The organism is Pseudomonas sp. Ma2-10 (genome assembly GCF_054330215.1).
On sequence record NZ_JBTEYL010000012.1, the window covers coordinates 74,236 to 90,455 of the forward strand.

The window sequence follows — 16,220 nt, forward strand, 5'->3', positions numbered from 1 at the left end:
CCGCGCTTGCGGTCGAAAGAGAACACCATGAAAGACACCATTCGCCAGCTGATCCAACAAGCCATCACCCAACTCGTCAACGAAGGTGTGTTGCCTGAAGGCCTGTCGCCGGCGATCCAGGTGGAAAACTCCCGTGACAAGAAGAACGGCGACTTCGCCAGCAACATCGCCATGATGCTGGCCAAACCGGCCGGCATGAAGCCGCGTGACCTGGCAGAGAAAATCATCGCCGCGCTGCCGGTTGATGAAAACGTCACCAAGACCGAAATCGCCGGCCCGGGCTTCCTGAACTTCTTCCAGAACACCCAGGCCCTGGCCTCTCGCCTGGACGCCGCCCTGGCTGACTCCCACGTCGGCGTGCGCAAGGCCGGCCCGGTGCAGCGCACCGTGATTGATCTGTCGGCACCTAACCTGGCCAAAGAGATGCACGTCGGCCACTTGCGCTCGACCATCATCGGCGACGGCGTGGCCCGGGTGTTGGAGTTCCTCGGCGACGAAGTGATCCGTCAGAACCACGTCGGCGACTGGGGCACCCAGTTCGGCATGCTGATGGCCTACCTTCAGGAAAACCCGATCACCAGCGACGAACTGTCGGACCTGGAAAATTTTTACCGTGCGGCCAAGCAACGCTTCGACGAATCCGAAGAGTTCGCAGATCGCGCCCGCGGCCTGGTGGTCAAGCTGCAAGCCGGCGACCCGGACTGCCTGGCGCTGTGGACCAAGTTCAAAGACATCTCGTTGTCGCACTGCCAGAAAATCTACGAACTGCTGAACGTCAAACTGACCATGGCCGATGTGATGGGCGAAAGCGCCTACAACGATGACCTGATCAACGTAGTCAACGACCTCAAGGCCGCCGGCCTGCTGGTCGAGAGCAACGGCGCCCAGTGCGTGTTCCTCGACGAATTCAAGAACGCCGACGGCGACCCGCTGCCAGTGATCATCGTCAAGGCTGACGGCGGCTACCTCTACGCCACCACCGACCTGGCAGCCGTGCGCTACCGCAGTGGCCAGTTGAAGGCTGATCGCGCGCTGTACTTCGTCGACCAGCGTCAGGCCCTGCACTTCCAGCAAGTATTCCAGGTCGCTCGCCTGGCCGGCTTCGTGACGCACCCGATGGACATGGAACACATGGGCTTCGGCACCATGAACGGTAAAGATGGCCGTCCGTTCAAGACCCGTGACGGCGGCACCGTAAAGCTGATCGACTTGCTGACCGAAGCCCAGGAGCGCGCTTATACGCTGGTGAAGGATAAGAACCCGGAGCTGGCCGATGACGAACTGCGCAACATCGCCAAGGTCGTGGGCATTGGCGCGGTGAAATACGCCGACCTGTCCAAGCACCGCACCAGCGACTACAGTTTTAACTTCGACCTGATGCTGAACTTCGAAGGCAACACCGCGCCGTACCTGCTGTACGCCTACACCCGCGTGGCCGGCGTGTTCCGCAAACTCGGCAAGGACTTCAGCGAAGTCGAAGGTCAGATCGTCCTCGAAGCGGCGCACGAGCACGAATTGGCGACGAAGCTCGCGCAGTTCGGCGAAGTGCTCAACAACGTTTCCGACAAAGGCACGCCGCACATCCTGTGCACCTACCTGTACGATGTCGCCGGCCTGTTCTCCAGCTTCTACGAGAACTGCCCGATCCTCAGCGCCGACACCCCGGCGCAAATGCAGAGCCGTCTGCGCCTCGCCGCGCTGACTGGCCGCACTCTCAAGCAAGGCCTGGAACTCTTGGGTCTGGAAACTCTGGAGCGTATGTAAGTTGGCTGCCAAGAAAAAACCTGCACCCAAGCGTGGCGCCAGCCGTTACCAAGCTCCTGCAAAACAACCGATCCCGGGGTGGCTGTGGATGGCCATCGGCCTGACGGTCGGCGCGTTTATTGTGTTCCTGATGAAACTGGAACCGGGCAAGGGCAGCGAGAGCGTCAAGCGCGAGAAGATCGAGCAGCAGAAAGCCAAGATCGCCGAGGCCAACAAGACCCCGCCGAGCCCGACGCAACCGGTGAAGCCGAAGTACGACTTCTATACGTTGCTGCCGGAATCGGAAGTCATCGTACCGCCGGATGCCGTGCCGGAGAAAACCCTGCCGACGCCACAAGTGCCGACCACTCCGACGACGCCGGTCACACCAGAGCAAGCGGCGAAGATCGATACCGCGCGGGCTCAGGCCGCACTGGCCGGGATTACCCCGCCGCCAGCGCCACCGGTGTCCAAAGCGGCGCCAGTGACCAGGTTCTTCCTGCAGGCCGGCTCGTTCCGCAAGGAGGCTGATGCGGACAAGGTGCGGGCCCAGATCATCCTGCTCGGCCAGGCTGTGGCGGTTGAATCCGGCACCGTGAAAGACGAAACCTGGTATCGGGTATTGGTCGGACCGTTCAGCAACCGTGAGCAACTGACCACCGCCCAGAAACAACTGGCCGGCAGCGGCTTCAGCAACCTGTTGTTACAACAACGCCAAAGCCGCTAACCCTCTCCCCGAGCATTCCCGCGCTCTGCGTGGGAACAATCAAGAGGCGCACCGCTCGTCCCCTCTCCCTTCCCGCAGTTGAAATACGCTCCACCACCCCCATATGAGTTGGCATAAGGCATTTTCGCCCCGCTGCGTGGAGACTCTCCCTTGACCACCATCGTTTCAGTTCGCCGCCACGGCAAAGTCGTCATGGGCGGCGACGGCCAGGTTTCTCTCGGCAATACCGTGATGAAAGGCAACGCGAAAAAAGTTCGTCGCCTGTACCACGGCCAGGTAATCGCCGGTTTTGCCGGGGCCACCGCTGACGCCTTCACCCTCTTCGAACGTTTCGAAGGCCAGCTTGAGAAACATCAGGGCCACCTGGTTCGCGCCGCTGTCGAACTCGCCAAAGAATGGCGCACTGACCGCTCCCTCAGCCGCCTCGAGGCCATGCTTGCAGTCGCGAACAAAGACGCCTCTCTGATCATCACCGGCAACGGCGACGTGGTCGAACCCGAAGAAGGTCTGATCGCCATGGGTTCCGGTGGCGGTTACGCCCAGGCCGCCGCCAGCGCGCTGCTGAAAAAAACCGATCTGTCAGCCCGGGAAATCGTCGAAACCGCCCTCGGCATCGCCGGCGACATCTGTGTATTCACCAACCACACCTTCACCATTGAGGAGCAGGACCTCGCTGAGTAAGCCTGTTTTGGCCACCACGCCACGGCTCACTTTTACCTGAGGACCGCCAATTACTATGTCCATGACTCCCCGTGAAATCGTCCACGAACTCAATCGCCATATCATCGGCCAGGACGATGCCAAGCGCGCCGTCGCCATCGCGCTGCGTAACCGCTGGCGCCGGATGCAACTGCCTGAAGAGCTGCGCGTTGAAGTCACGCCAAAAAACATCCTGATGATCGGCCCGACCGGTGTCGGTAAAACCGAGATTGCTCGCCGCCTGGCAAAACTGGCCAACGCACCGTTCATCAAGGTCGAAGCGACCAAGTTCACCGAAGTCGGCTACGTCGGCCGCGACGTTGAATCGATCATTCGTGACCTGGCCGACGCAGCGATCAAGCTGCTGCGCGAACAGGAAATGACCAAGGTTCGCCACCGCGCCGAAGACGCCGCCGAAGAACGCATCCTCGACGCCCTGCTGCCACCGGCACGCACGGGCTTCAGCAACGACGACGCCACACCGTCGGCCGACTCCAACACCCGCCAGCTATTCCGCAAGCGCCTGCGCGAAGGTCAGCTGGATGACAAAGAGATCGAAATCGAAGTCGCCGAAGTCACCGGTGTCGATATCTCCGCGCCACCAGGCATGGAAGAGATGACCAACCAGTTGCAAAGCCTGTTCGCCAACATGAGCAAGGGCAAACACAAGAGCCGCAAAATCAAGGTCAAGGAAGCGCTGAAACTGGTGCGTGACGAAGAAGCCGGTCGCCTGCTCAACGAAGAAGAGTTGAAGGCCAAGGCCCTGGAAGCGGTCGAGCAGCACGGCATCGTGTTCATCGACGAAATCGACAAGGTCGCCAAGCGCGGCAACACCGGTGGCGTCGACGTGTCCCGCGAAGGCGTGCAGCGCGACCTGCTGCCACTGATCGAAGGCTGCACCGTCAACACCAAACTGGGCATGGTCAAGACCGACCACATCCTGTTCATCGCGTCCGGTGCGTTCCACCTGAGCAAGCCGAGCGATCTGGTGCCTGAACTGCAAGGTCGCCTGCCGATTCGGGTCGAACTGAAGGCCCTGACGCCTGAAGATTTCGAACGCATCCTCAGCGAGCCGCACGCATCGCTCACCGAGCAATACTGCGCCCTGCTGAAAACCGAAGGCCTGGTCATCGAGTTCCTGCCGGACGGTATCAAACGCATTGCCGAGATCGCCTGGCAGGTCAACGAGAAGACCGAGAATATCGGTGCCCGTCGCCTGCACACGCTGCTTGAGCGCCTGCTTGAAGAGGTGTCGTTCAGCGCCGGTGATCTGGCCAGCGCCCACGACGACAAGGCGATCCTGATCGACGCCGATTACGTCAACAGCCACTTGGGCGAATTGGCGCAGAACGAAGACTTGTCCCGTTATATCCTGTAGGTCTCATTCTCTACATGGCAGGGCCGCTTGCGGCCCTGAACCAAAATGACGACCCAGCTCCCCACCGACATCAAACTGCACAAAGCCTCTAAAACCCTGTCGCTCAAATACGCGTCCGGCGAGGAACATCACCTGCCCGCCGAGTTCCTGCGCGTGCACTCTCCTTCCGCCGAGGTCCAGGGCCACGGCAAACCTATCCTGCAATTTGGCAAGATCGGCGTAGGCCTGACCAAGGTCGAACCGGCGGGTCAGTACGCACTGAAATTGACCTTCGACGACGGCCACGACAGCGGCCTGTTCACCTGGGAATATCTGTACCAGTTGGGCCTGCGCCAAGAAGATCTCTGGAACGATTATCTTGCCGAACTCAAAGCCGCCGGAAAAACCCGCGACCCGAACGAATCCATCGTCAAGCTGATGCTCTAGCTCAGGCCTTTCGCTCATTAGAGGGCATTTTCTAATTCCATCTGTTTGAATGCTCCGCTTCCGGGCCTTCGATTGGCCTGCTTGCGAAAAAAATTAAACTCGGGTAACCAATGGAGCTGGCAAGGTCCCTGCAGTGCTCTCTGAACTAAAAAGCAGCGATGCAGAGTTAACGGTCACCCGAGCAGTAGTACCTGGCATTGGCTGTGGACTGCACAGCTGGACCCAGGTACTCGTCTCAGGACAATGGAGCGTCGTAGATGAGTAACAAGAATAACGATGACCTGAAAGTTCAGGCCTCGGAAAATACCTTGGGGCTGAATCCGGTCGTTGGACTGCGCAGAAAAGACCTGCTGGGCTCTGCCCGAATGGTGCTGACCCAGGCCATCAAACAACCGATTCACAGTGCAAAGCATGTCGCTCATTTCGGTATCGAACTGAAGAACGTGCTGTTCGGCAAATCCGTGCTGCAACCGACAAGCGATGACCGTCGTTTCGCCGATCCGGCCTGGAGTCAGAACCCGCTCTACAAACGCTATCTGCAAACTTATCTGGCGTGGCGCAAGGAGCTCCACGACTGGATCGGCGACAGCAACCTCTCGCCCAAGGACGCCGCACGCGGGCATTTCGTGATCAACCTCATGACCGAAGCCATGGCCCCGACCAACAGTGCGGCCAACCCGGCGGCGGTCAAACGCTTCTTCGAAACCGGTGGCAAAAGCCTGCTCGACGGTCTCTCCCATCTGGCCAAGGATCTGGTGCACAACGGCGGCATGCCGAGCCAGGTCAACATGGGTGCGTTCGAGGTCGGCAAGAGCCTGGGCGTCACCGAAGGCGCGGTGGTGTTTCGCAATGATGTGCTGGAACTGATCCAGTACCGGCCGACCACCGAGCAAGTGCACGAACGCCCACTGCTGGTGGTGCCACCGCAGATCAACAAGTTCTATGTTTTCGACCTGAGCCCGGACAAGAGCCTGGCGCGCTTCTGCCTGCGCAACAACATGCAGACATTCATCGTCAGCTGGCGCAACCCGACCAAGGAGCAGCGTGAGTGGGGTCTGTCGACCTACATCGAGGCGCTCAAGGAAGCGGTCGACGTGGTCACCGCGATCACCGGTAGCAAAGACATCAACATGCTCGGCGCCTGCTCCGGCGGCATCACCTGCACCGCCCTGCTGGGCCATTACGCCGCGATCGGCGAGAACAAGGTCAACGCCCTGACGCTGCTGGTCAGCGTGCTGGACACCACGCTGGACAGCGATGTGGCACTGTTCGTCGACGAGCAGACCCTCGAATCCGCCAAGCGCCACTCCTATCAGGCCGGCGTCCTGGAAGGCCGCGACATGGCGAAAGTTTTCGCCTGGATGCGCCCCAACGACCTGATCTGGAACTACTGGGTCAACAATTACCTGCTAGGCAACGAGCCGCCGGTGTTTGACATCCTGTTCTGGAACAACGACACCACACGGTTGCCCGCAGCGTTTCACGGCGACCTGATCGAGATGTTCAAAACCAACCCACTGATCCGTCCTGACGCACTGGAAGTGTGCGGCACACCGATCAATCTGAAGCAGGTCACTGCCGACATCTTCTCCCTGGCCGGCACCAACGACCACATCACGCCATGGAAGTCCTGCTACAAGTCGGCGCAACTGTTCGGTGGCAAGGTTGAATTCGTGCTGTCCACCAGCGGGCATATCCAGAGCATTCTGAACCCGCCCGGCAATCCGAAATCGCGCTACATGACCAGCATCGAGATGCCGGTCAACGCAGAGGAGTGGCAAGAAAACTCAACCAAGCACACCGACTCCTGGTGGCTGCACTGGCAGGCATGGCAAGCCGAACGTTCGGGCAAGCTGAAGAAATCTCCGGGCAGTTTGGGCAACAAGGCTTATCCGGCGGGCGAAGCTGCGCCGGGCACCTATGTGCATGAGCGGTAATTGAAGTAACACTCGTGGGAGCGGGCAAGCCTGCTCCCATACACACCTACAGGGCTCCGTGCATGCCGCAAGCGTTCATATTTCGTACTGTCGACCTGGATGGCCAGACCCTCCGCACGGCGGTACGCCCCGGCAAGCCTCACTTGACGCCCTTGCTGATTTTCAACGGCATCGGCGCCAACCTGGAGCTGGTGTTTCCGTTTGTCGCGGCGCTGGACCCGGACCTGGAAGTCATCGCTTTCGACGTCCCTGGTGTCGGCGGTTCGTCGACGCCAAGGCGACCGTATCGCTTTGCGGGCCTGGCGAAACTCACGGCGCGGATGCTCGACTATCTCGACTACGGGCAAGTCAATGTGATTGGCGTGTCGTGGGGTGGCGCCCTGGCCCAGCAGTTCGCTTACGACTATCCCGAGCGCTGCAAGAAACTCGTTCTGGCGGCCACGGCGGCGGGCGCGGTGATGGTGCCGGGCAAGCCGAGCGTTCTTTGGATGATGGCCAGCCCAAGACGCTACATCCAGCCGTCTCACGTGATTCGCATTGCGCCGATGATCTATGGCGGTGCGTTTCGTCGCGATCCAACCCTCGCCGCCAGCCATGCCGCCAAGGTCCGCTCGGCCGGCAAACTCGGTTACTACTGGCAGCTGTTCGCCGGCCTCGGCTGGACCAGCATTCACTGGTTGCACAAGATCCACCAGCCAACCTTGGTACTGGCCGGTGATGACGACCCACTGATTCCGTTAGTCAACATGCGGTTACTGGCCTGGCGGATTCCCAACGCCCAGTTGCACATCATCGATGACGGGCATCTGTTTTTGATTACCCGGGCCGAAGCAGTGGCACCGATCATCATGAAGTTTCTGGAGGAAGAACGTCAGCGCGCCGTGATGCATCCGCATCCGACGCCATTGGGCGGCTAATCGGCCCATTGTCGGTCGGGGAGACGCAGCGCAGCGCAACAATCCGCAACAGCGTCTATGGTGTTTTGGTTCGGTGTATCTGTATTTGGCCTGAAGACGAAGGAGTGTTGATTCATGCGCGAAAAACCAGCGAGGGAATTTTTGCCCACTCCCGCCGCGTTCATCAATGCACAGAGTGCGATTACCGGCCTTCGTGGTCGGGATCTGTTTTCCACCCTGCGCAGCGTTGCCGCCCATGGTTTGCGCAACCCGGTGCACACCGCCCGACACGCCTTGAAGCTGGGCGGTCAACTGGGCCGCGTATTGCTGGGCGAAACCCTGCACCCGACCAACCCGCAGGACAATCGCTTTGCCGATCCGGCGTGGAGCCTCAATCCTTTTTATCGCCGCAGTTTGCAGGCCTACCTGAGCTGGCAGAAGCAGGTCAAACACTGGATCGACGACAGCAACATGACCCCGGACGATCGCGCCCGTGCCCACTTCGCGTTCGCCTTGCTCAACGACGCCATGGCACCGTCCAACAGCCTGCTTAATCCGCTGGCGATCAAGGAGATTTTCAACTCCGGCGGCAACAGCCTGGTGCGAGGTATCAGCCATCTGGTCGACGACTTCCTGCACAACGACGGCCTGCCCAGGCAAGTGACCAAGCAAGCTTTCGAGGTCGGCAAAACGGTCGCCACCACTACGGGCTCCGTGGTATTTCGCAATGAACTGCTGGAGTTGATCCAGTACAAGCCCATGAGCGAAAAGCAGTATTCAAAACCGCTGCTGGTGGTGCCGCCGCAGATCAACAAGTACTACATTTTCGACTTGAGCCCGCACAACAGCTTCGTTCAGTTCGCCCTGAAGAACGGCCTGCAAACCTTCATGATCAGTTGGCGCAATCCGGATGTACGTCATCGCGAATGGGGGCTTTCGACGTACGTTGAAGCCGTGGAAGAAGCGCTGAATGTGTGCCGGGCGATCACCGGCGCTCGTGAGGTCAATCTGATGGGCGCCTGCGCGGGCGGGCTGACCATCGCCGCCCTGCAAGGTCACTTACAGACCAAGCGGCAACTGCGGCGAGTGTCCAGCGCAACGTACCTGGTGAGTCTGCTCGACAGTCAGATGGACACGCCTGCGACTCTCTTCGCCGACGAACAGACGCTTGAAGCGGCCAAGCGTCGCTCCTATCAGAAAGGCGTGCTGGACGGTCGCGACATGGCCAAGGTCTTCGCCTGGATGCGCCCCAACGATTTAATCTGGAGCTATTTCGTCAACAACTACCTGCTGGGCAAGGAGCCGCCGGCGTTCGACATCCTCTACTGGAACAACGACAACACACGTTTGCCGGCAGCTTTGCATGGTGACTTGCTGGACTTCTTCAAACACAACCCGCTGAGTCATCCAGGTGGTCTGGAGGTGTGTGGCACGCCGATCGACTTGCATAAAGTCACCGTCGACAGCTTCAGCGTTGCGGGCATCAATGACCACATCACCCCGTGGGATGCCGTGTATCGCTCTACCCTGCTGCTGGGTGGGGAGCGACGCTTCGTGCTGTCCAACAGCGGTCATGTACAGAGCATTCTCAACCCACCATCAAACCCGAAAGCCAGCTTCGTCGAGAGCACGAAGCTGAGCAGTGACCCCAGAGCCTGGTATTACGACGCCAAGCAAGTTGACGGCAGTTGGTGGACTCAGTGGCTGGGCTGGATTCAAGAACGTTCAGGTGCGCTAAAAGAAACCCACATAACGCTTGGCAACCCGAACTATCCACCGATGGAAGCGGCTCCCGGCACTTATGTGCGCGTGCGCTGACTGACAACGAACCACGGCCGGCGCCGGCCGTGGCATGACTCGACCATTAAGAAGACTGGATGAAAACCCGCGACCGGATTCTCGAATGTGCTTTGCAGTTGTTCAATCACAAGGGCGAGCCGAACGTCTCCACCATGGAAGTTGCCAACGAAATGGGCATCAGCCCGGGCAACCTCTACTACCACTTCCACGGCAAGGAACCGTTGATTCTCGGACTGTTCGAGCGTTTCCAGGCCGAACTGGCGCCCCTGCTCGATCCACCGGCCGATGTGGAACTTGCACCGGAAGATTACTGGCTGTTTCTGCACCTGATCGTCGAGCGCCTGGCCCATTACCGGTTTCTGTTCCAGGACCTGTCGAACCTCGCCGGGCGCTTGCCGAAACTGGCCAAGGGCATACGCAACCTGCTCAATGCGTTGAAACGCACGCTGGCTTCGTTGCTCGCACGCTTAAAGGCTCAGGGGCGATTGGTCAGCGATACCCAAGCGTTGGGGCAACTGGTGGAACAGATCACCATGACGCTGCTGTTCTCGCTGGACTATCAGCGGATTCTTGATCGCACGGGTGAGGTGAGGTTGGTGGTGTACCAGATCATGATGCTGGTGGCGCCGCATTTGTTGCCGCCGATCAAGGCGGCCACAGAGCAACTGGCGTTGCAGTACCTAGAGGATCATTAAGACCTTTTCAAATGCCAAACAAAAACGCCCGACCTTTTCAGGCCGGGCGTTCTCTTGAGCCCTGAAAATCAGGACTGACTGGTTGGCGTCGAAGAAACTGGCGCGACAGTCGGGGTTGCAGCAGGGGTCGGCGCAGTAGCGGAGTTCGATGCGCTGACCGGCGCCGGGGTTGCCGGTTTGGCGGCAGCCGCTTTCGGCGCTGCCGGCTTTTTCACCGCAGGCTTCTTCGCTGCGGCAGGTTTGGCCGCTGGCTTGGTAGCGGGTTTGGCCGCTGCAGTTTTGGCAGCCGGTTTTGCTGCTGCTTTGGCCGCAGGTTTCGCTGCGGCGGTTTTGGCCGCTGGTTTAGCGGCAGCTTTAGCCAGTGGTTTGGCAGCGGACTTCGCTGCAGGTTTGGCCGCTGCGGTTTTCGCCGCAACCGGCGCCACCTTGGCACCCGTGAGCTTTTCGATCTGCTTGGTCAGGGTATCGACCTTGCTGTGCAGTGCTTTGACTTCACTGCGGCTCGGTACACCCAGGCGCGAAATGGCACTGTTCAGACGCTTGTCGAAAGCCCCTTCCAGCTCATCCCACTTGCCCAGTGCGCGATCTTTCACGCCACTGATACGCGACTTGGCCGACGAAGCAGAGTCCTTGGCAGCATCGACTTTCTTGCCGACAACGCTCTTGGTGAGCTTCTCGGCTTTCTCGCCGTCTTTAACCAATGTATCGAAGAGTTTGCTGCCGTCAGTGTCAATCTTCGAGTACACGCCTAAACCAGCCAGCCAGATTTTGCGGGAGTAGTCTTCGACTTTCCCGATCCACGAGCTGCCTTCTTTTTCAGTATTCTTTTTACCAGCCATCCCGTTCTCCTTAAGATTTACGCGCGACGCGTTCGAGCAATGCCGTCAGCTCATCGAGCTTGGCAGAAAGTGCCTCAACGTCATGTTTAGACGGAATGCCGATACGATTCAAGGTACTTGCCACACGCGAGTCAAAAGCCTTCTCGACCTTGTCGAGTTGAAGTTCGACCTTCCCTTTGAAAGTATTGACTTCACTCTTGGCGTCATCAATCTCGGCATTGGCCGCTTCAAGTTTCTCGGCAACTACTTTTTTGCCTTGCTTTTCAACAATTTGACCAGCCTTGATCAACTCTTGAACGTACTCGCTGCCCTCTTGGCCGACCTTGGTGTAGGCACCCAGGCCTGCCAGCCAGATCCTGCGGGCATAAAATTTAACGTCGCTCAGAGCAGTCGTCGAAGCGTCGATTTTTTTCTTCAGAATAACTTTGGCCATGGTGCACCTCACGCGCAGAAGGTTTGAGGAACTGCCCGCGAAAGAGTCGGGCTCAGGCACAAAGTAGTGAGAATAATTAGAAACGGCACCCTAACAACTGACACAAATCGGTTACGCCAAGGCTTTGTCGAGAGCCTTTTCGATTTCCGATTTGATGGTGCCACTCATGGCCGACATCAACAGGCCAAGTTCGACATCGACCTTGATCGAATCCTCGCCCACATACACCGCGCCTTTCACACCGGAACGTTTGAGGTTCAGGGTGTCGCCGGACCATTGCGGCTCAAGGCCATATTGATCGGACAGTTTCTGCGCCAACTGGTCGGCCTTCTCGCGGGCCGCTTCCTTACCCAGGCCATGGGCACGCTCAACACTAATACGGGCCATCGAATGACTCCTGCTTTATAAATACTTTCCCGAAGCATCCTGACCGCTACTGCGGCAAAACGTCTCGGCGGTTACCTATCTTACCTGCAGCCTTGCCAAGACAAAGCAGGCCACCGGGATTAGAATGTCCCGCATTCTCTTCTGGTGACAGCGATATGACTGATCAGCGCAAAGGCAGCGATGCCGAACCCACCACTCACTTCGGTTTCAAAAACGTTCCGGAAAGCCAAAAAGCGGAAAAAGTCGCTGAGGTGTTCCACTCGGTAGCCGCCAAGTACGACTTGATGAACGACCTCCTGTCGGGCGGCATGCACCGTCTGTGGAAGCGTTTCGCGATCGAGCTGTCGGGCGTGCGCACCGGTAACCGCGTGCTGGACATCGCTGGCGGCACGGGCGATCTGACCAAGAAGTTCTCGCACCTCGTTGGGCCGACCGGCCAGGTCGTGTTGGCCGACATCAACGAATCCATGCTCAAGGTCGGTCGTGACCGCCTGCTGGATCTGGGCGTGGCCGGCAATGTCGAATTCGTTCAGGCCGACGCTGAGAAGCTGCCGTTCCCGGACAACCATTTCGACTGCGTGACCATCGCTTTCGGCCTGCGCAACGTTACCCATAAAGAAGACGCCCTGCGCTCGATGCTGCGAGTACTGAAACCGGGCGGCCGCTTGCTGGTGCTGGAGTTCTCCAAGCCGACCAATGCGCTGATGTCCAAAGCCTACGACGCCTACTCGTTCGCCTTCATGCCGTTGATGGGCAAGCTGATTACCAACGACTCGGAAAGCTACCGCTACCTGGCCGAATCGATCCGCATGCACCCGAATCAGGAAACCCTGAAGTCGATGATGGTCGAAGCCGGTTTCGACCGCGTGACCTACCACAACATGACCGCAGGCATCGTCGCCCTGCACCGTGGCATCAAACCCTGATGTTGCTGGCCGGCCTGCTCGCCAGCGTTGAACTCGGTCTGAACCGGGTGCTGCGCCTCGACAGCACGGCGCTGCCACGGCTGGCGCATTTGAGTGGCAAGGTGATTGCCGTCGACTGCCGCAGCCCGGCGCTGCAAGTGTTCATCCTGCCCAGCGACGAAGGCTTGATGCTGGCATCCCACTGGGAAACCGGCGCCGACTGCACCTTGCGCGCACCGGCCTCCAGCCTGCTGAAACTGGCCATGAGCAAGGACAAGACTTCGGTGCTGCATGCTCCGGAAGTCGAACTCGACGGCGACAGCGGTGTGTTGCTGGAACTGGCGGCGATCCTTCAGGACCTTGAGCTGGACTGGGAGTATGAACTCTCGCGCTGGCTGGGACCTGTCGCCACGCAACTGCTCGGCGGCCACCTGCGCAGTCGCGCACGCTGGTATCAGCAAGGGTTCGCCAGCCTGAACCAGAATCTTGGCGAGTACCTGGCCGAAGAATCGCGCACCCTCGTCGGTCAGCGCGAAGCCGAAGCCCGTTTCAGTGAACTGGACCAGATCAAACTCGATCTGGAACGTCTCGAGGCGCGTTTCGAGCGCCTTTCCCGATCCCTCGACCCAAGCGATAACGCATGAAGCTGCTTGCCGTCCGCCGTTTGTTGCGCATCCAGCGCGTTGTCATTCGCTACCGTCTCGATGACCTGTTGTTCGCCCTGCCACTGCCTTGGTTTCTGCTGGCGCTGCGCTACGCCTTGCCGTGGCGCTGGTTCCCGCGCAAGACGTTGGACCTGAGCCGTGGCGCGCGATTGCGTCTGGCGTTGCAGGACCTGGGGCCGATTTTCATCAAGTTCGGGCAAATCCTGTCCACCCGCCGCGACTTGCTGCCGCAAGACATCGCCGATGAACTGATGAAGCTGCAGGACCGCGTGCCGCCGTTCGACTCGCAAGTGTCGATCAAGCTGATCGAAGAACAGCTCGGCAAAAAGATCAGCGAAGTCTTCAGCCGCTTCGACGTCGAACCGCTGGCCTCGGCCTCGGTGGCGCAGGTGCATGCCGCGCAACTGAAAACCGGCGAAGAGGTGGTGGTCAAGGTCATCCGCCCCGGCCTCAAGCCGATCATCGCGCAGGATCTGGCGTGGCTGTTCATCCTCGCCCGCACCGCCGAAAAGCTCTCGGCCGACGCGCGCCTGCTGCACCCGGTGGACGTGGTCCAGGACTACGAAAAAACCATCTACGACGAACTCGACCTGCTGCGCGAGGCGGCCAACGCCAGCCAGTTGCGGCGTAACTTCGACGGCTCGCCGCTGCTCTACGTGCCACAAGTCTATTGGGACTGGTGCCGGCCGAAAGTGCTGGTGATGGAGCGCATCTACGGCATTCAGGTCACCGACCTGACAACCTTGGCCGACCAGCGCACCGACATGAAAATGCTCGCCGAGCGTGGCGTCGAGATCTTCTTCACCCAGGTGTTCCGCGACAGCTTCTTTCACGCCGACATGCACCCCGGCAACATCTTCGTCAGTACCGTCAACCCGTGGAGCCCGCAGTACATTGCGATCGACTGTGGCATCGTCGGCAGCCTGACCCCGGAAGACCAGGACTACCTGGCGCGTAACCTGTTCGCGTTCTTCAAGCGTGATTACCGTCGCGTCGCGCAGTTGCACATCGACTCAGGCTGGGTACCGGCGGAAACCAAACTCAACGAATTCGAAGCGGCGATCCGCACCGTGTGCGAGCCGATTTTCGAAAAGCCGTTAAAAGATATTTCTTTCGGCCAGGTGCTGATGCGCCTGTTCCAGACCGCTCGGCGTTTCAACATGGAAGTGCAGCCGCAGCTCGTTTTGCTGCAAAAAACCCTGTTGAACATCGAAGGCCTGGGCCGCCAGTTGTACCCGGACCTCGATTTGTGGAACACCGCCCAGCCGTTTCTCGAACGCTGGATGCGCGAGCGTGTCAGCCCCAAAGCTTTGCTCGGCAACGTGCAGAGCCAGTTCGAGCAACTGCCGCACCTGGCCAATATGGCGCGCGATCTGCTTGAACGCATGTCCCAGCCTCATGCCTATGATCCACCGCCACCTTGGCATCGGCGCCGGGACGACTGGTTCCTGCGGCTGCTCGGTACGGCGCATCTGGCCGGCGGTGCAATATTGGCCGTGGGCGGACCTCTGAACGATCTGGCTTACTGGCCGGCCGGTATCATGATGGCCGTCGGTTTGTATCTGGTCGTTCGCCGATAGCCAGTTGTGTGATCCACTGGCACACTGTTTGAACGTTGGGCCCTGCTAATGAAGTGTCGGGCCCGCTGTCGGAGTCGAAGATGAAAAACTGGCTGGACGAGATCAAGTGGGACGCGAATGGCCTGGTGCCGGCGATTGCCCAAGATCACAAGACCGGGCGCGTCCTGATGATGGCCTGGATGAACCGTGAAGCGCTGGAACTGACCGCTGCCGAAAACCGCGCCATTTACTGGTCACGTTCCCGTGGCAAGCTGTGGCGCAAGGGCGAAGAGTCCGGCCATGTGCAAACCCTGCATGAGATGCGTTTGGACTGTGACGCCGACGTGATCATCCTCATGGTCGAGCAGATCGGCGACATCGCTTGCCATACCGGCCGTCAGAGCTGCTTCTACCGCGTCTTCGAGAACGGCGACTGGAAAACCGTCGATCCGGTGCTCAAAGACCCGCACGCCATCTATTCCGCAGGACACCCACATGAGTGACACGCTGACCCGTCTGGCCGAAGTGCTGGAAGAGCGCAAAGGCGCCGCTGCCGACAGCTCGTATGTCGCCAGCCTGTACCACAAGGGCTTGAACAAGATTCTGGAAAAAGTCGGCGAAGAGTCGGTCGAAACCATCATTGCCGCCAAGGATGCCGCCATCAGCGGTGACTGCAGCGATGTGATCTACGAAACCGCCGATTTGTGGTTCCACAGCATGGTCATGCTCGCCCAACTGGGGCAGCATCCACAGGCTGTACTCGATGAACTGGACCGTCGTTTCGGTCTGTCCGGACACGCCGAGAAAGCCTCTCGCCCGTCCGCCTGAACATCTAATTAGAGAGGAACAGCAACATGGGCATTTTTGACTGGAAACACTGGATCGTCATCCTGGTTGTTGTCGTGCTGGTGTTCGGCACCAAGAAACTGAAAAACCTGGGCACTGACGTGGGTGAGTCGATCAAAGGCTTCAAAAAAGCCATGAACGACGACGAAAAACCGACCGATCCGACTGCGACACCGTCCCAACCGGTACCGCCGGTTCAGCCGCAGGCCTCGGTGAACCAGCCGCACACCATCGACGTGCAGGCGCAAAAAGTTGAAGAGCCGATCCGCAAAGACGTGTGAGCAC

At 59.3% G+C, this 16,220-nt stretch carries 18 protein-coding genes; 15 read left to right on the forward strand and 3 right to left on the reverse strand.

Annotated features, from left to right (window positions below; genetic code table 11):
• Window positions 1–27 precede the first annotated feature (27 nt).
• From argS to ACXPVS_RS16120, 9 genes are all read left to right on the forward strand, one after another.
• Window positions 28–1,764 carry an arginine--tRNA ligase gene (gene argS, locus ACXPVS_RS16080; protein ID WP_458510810.1) on the forward strand — a complete coding sequence of 579 codons (1,737 nt, stop codon included), beginning with the start codon at window positions 28–30 and terminating at the stop codon, window positions 1,762–1,764.
• A gap of 1 nt (window position 1,765) precedes the next feature.
• Complete coding sequence (locus ACXPVS_RS16085; RefSeq protein ID WP_458510811.1) at window positions 1,766–2,470, forward strand: SPOR domain-containing protein; 705 nt, start codon at window positions 1,766–1,768, stop codon at window positions 2,468–2,470.
• A 150-nt stretch (window positions 2,471–2,620) separates the two neighbouring features.
• Window positions 2,621–3,151, forward strand: coding sequence for an ATP-dependent protease subunit HslV (gene hslV / locus ACXPVS_RS16090; protein ID WP_007899242.1), 531 nt, complete (start codon window positions 2,621–2,623; stop codon window positions 3,149–3,151).
• Between the two features lie 55 nt (window positions 3,152–3,206).
• A complete protein-coding gene (gene hslU / locus ACXPVS_RS16095) occupies window positions 3,207–4,547 on the forward strand; it encodes an ATP-dependent protease ATPase subunit HslU (RefSeq protein WP_458510812.1) in 1,341 nt (446 codons plus the stop codon).
• Window positions 4,548–4,592: 45 nt separating this feature from the next.
• Window positions 4,593–4,973: a gamma-butyrobetaine hydroxylase-like domain-containing protein gene (locus ACXPVS_RS16100; RefSeq protein ID WP_458510813.1), complete on the forward strand. Its 381-nt coding sequence runs from the start codon at window positions 4,593–4,595 to the stop codon at window positions 4,971–4,973.
• A 257-nt stretch (window positions 4,974–5,230) separates the two neighbouring features.
• A complete protein-coding gene (phaC, locus tag ACXPVS_RS16105; RefSeq protein WP_458510814.1) occupies window positions 5,231–6,910 on the forward strand; it encodes a class II poly(R)-hydroxyalkanoic acid synthase in 1,680 nt (559 codons plus the stop codon).
• 62 nt (window positions 6,911–6,972) lie between these two features.
• The gene (gene phaZ / locus ACXPVS_RS16110) at window positions 6,973–7,827 is read left to right on the forward strand and encodes a poly(3-hydroxyalkanoate) depolymerase (RefSeq protein ID WP_458510815.1); all 855 of its coding nucleotides are present in this window, start codon (window positions 6,973–6,975) and stop codon (window positions 7,825–7,827) included.
• A gap of 114 nt (window positions 7,828–7,941) precedes the next feature.
• Window positions 7,942–9,624: a class II poly(R)-hydroxyalkanoic acid synthase gene (gene phaC, locus ACXPVS_RS16115; RefSeq protein ID WP_458510816.1), complete on the forward strand. Its 1,683-nt coding sequence runs from the start codon at window positions 7,942–7,944 to the stop codon at window positions 9,622–9,624.
• A gap of 59 nt (window positions 9,625–9,683) precedes the next feature.
• Window positions 9,684–10,301 (forward strand): TetR/AcrR family transcriptional regulator, encoded by a 618-nt coding sequence (locus ACXPVS_RS16120; protein ID WP_458510817.1) that lies wholly within the window; start codon window positions 9,684–9,686, stop codon window positions 10,299–10,301.
• A gap of 68 nt (window positions 10,302–10,369) precedes the next feature.
• On the opposite strand, the gene ACXPVS_RS16125 is transcribed toward ACXPVS_RS16120, so the two are convergent.
• The 3 genes from ACXPVS_RS16125 to ACXPVS_RS16135 all read right to left on the reverse strand — a co-directional run bounded on the left by ACXPVS_RS16125 (window position 10,370) and on the right by ACXPVS_RS16135 (window position 11,960).
• The gene (locus ACXPVS_RS16125) at window positions 10,370–11,140 is read right to left on the reverse strand and encodes a phasin family protein (protein ID WP_458510818.1); all 771 of its coding nucleotides are present in this window, start codon (window positions 11,138–11,140) and stop codon (window positions 10,370–10,372) included.
• A 10-nt stretch (window positions 11,141–11,150) separates the two neighbouring features.
• Entirely contained in the window at window positions 11,151–11,573 is a 423-nt protein-coding gene (locus tag ACXPVS_RS16130) for a phasin family protein (protein WP_458510819.1), read from the reverse strand.
• A 111-nt stretch (window positions 11,574–11,684) separates the two neighbouring features.
• Window positions 11,685–11,960, reverse strand: coding sequence for a polyhydroxyalkanoic acid system family protein (locus ACXPVS_RS16135; RefSeq protein WP_458510820.1), 276 nt, complete (start codon window positions 11,958–11,960; stop codon window positions 11,685–11,687).
• Window positions 11,961–12,115: 155 nt separating this feature from the next.
• Here ACXPVS_RS16135 and ubiE point away from each other — a divergent pair, with 155 nt between their 5' ends.
• The 6 genes from ubiE (at window position 12,116) to ACXPVS_RS16165 (ending at window position 16,216) form a co-directional block, all read left to right on the forward strand.
• Window positions 12,116–12,886, forward strand: a complete 771-nt coding sequence (gene ubiE, locus ACXPVS_RS16140; RefSeq protein WP_007948968.1) for a bifunctional demethylmenaquinone methyltransferase/2-methoxy-6-polyprenyl-1,4-benzoquinol methylase UbiE — start codon at window positions 12,116–12,118, stop codon at window positions 12,884–12,886.
• Window positions 12,886–13,509, forward strand: coding sequence for a ubiquinone biosynthesis accessory factor UbiJ (locus ACXPVS_RS16145; protein WP_111449382.1), 624 nt, complete (start codon window positions 12,886–12,888; stop codon window positions 13,507–13,509). Before ubiE ends, ACXPVS_RS16145 begins: the two co-directional genes overlap by 1 nt.
• Window positions 13,506–15,110: a ubiquinone biosynthesis regulatory protein kinase UbiB gene (ubiB, locus tag ACXPVS_RS16150; protein WP_458510821.1), complete on the forward strand. Its 1,605-nt coding sequence runs from the start codon at window positions 13,506–13,508 to the stop codon at window positions 15,108–15,110. Before ACXPVS_RS16145 ends, ubiB begins: the two co-directional genes overlap by 4 nt.
• An 80-nt stretch (window positions 15,111–15,190) precedes the next feature.
• Entirely contained in the window at window positions 15,191–15,592 is a 402-nt protein-coding gene (gene hisI, locus ACXPVS_RS16155; protein ID WP_458510822.1) for a phosphoribosyl-AMP cyclohydrolase, read from the forward strand.
• On the forward strand, window positions 15,585–15,917 hold the full coding sequence (locus ACXPVS_RS16160) for a phosphoribosyl-ATP diphosphatase (protein WP_008047820.1): 333 nt from the start codon (window positions 15,585–15,587) through the stop codon (window positions 15,915–15,917). Before hisI ends, ACXPVS_RS16160 begins: the two co-directional genes overlap by 8 nt.
• A 26-nt stretch (window positions 15,918–15,943) precedes the next feature.
• Window positions 15,944–16,216 carry a twin-arginine translocase TatA/TatE family subunit gene (locus ACXPVS_RS16165; RefSeq protein ID WP_458510823.1) on the forward strand — a complete coding sequence of 91 codons (273 nt, stop codon included), beginning with the start codon at window positions 15,944–15,946 and terminating at the stop codon, window positions 16,214–16,216.
• Window positions 16,217–16,220: the final 4 nt, after the last annotated feature.